Origin of the sequence: Halomonas sp. SIMBA_159 (genome assembly GCF_046536035.1) — a bacterium.
Lineage (GTDB): Bacteria > Pseudomonadota > Gammaproteobacteria > Pseudomonadales > Halomonadaceae > Vreelandella > Vreelandella venusta_A.
The window spans coordinates 1-253 of sequence record NZ_JAWJBT010001084.1 but is presented as its reverse complement, the minus strand read 5'-3'; the positions used below and the strand labels follow the sequence as shown (position 1 = coordinate 253).

Genomic DNA, 253 nt, shown 5'->3' with positions numbered 1-253 from the left:
CGGTGTTGGTGTTATTGTTCAAAGGGCACGGTGAACGACCATGGACCTCGTTCGCATCATTCTGGCGATCCTGCTGCCGCCGCTCGGCGTGTTCCTGCAGGTCGGCATCGGCGGTCACTTCTGGCTGAACATCCTGCTGACGATCCTGGGCTACATCCCCGGCATCGTGCACGCCGTCTGGGTGATCGCCCGCAAGTAACGGCGGCGGCAAGCCCCTGCCTTCTCGCAAAGGGCCGACCACCCGTCGTTGGAG

Annotated in this window: 1 protein-coding gene; it reads left to right on the top strand. The window is 63.2% G+C overall.

Annotated elements, in window-relative coordinates; translation table 11 throughout:
• Positions 1-40: 40 nt before the first annotated feature.
• Positions 41-199 carry a YqaE/Pmp3 family membrane protein gene (locus tag R0J87_RS22615; protein WP_498889143.1) on the top strand — a complete coding sequence of 53 codons (159 nt, stop codon included), beginning with the start codon at positions 41-43 and terminating at the stop codon, positions 197-199.
• Positions 200-253: the final 54 nt, after the last annotated feature.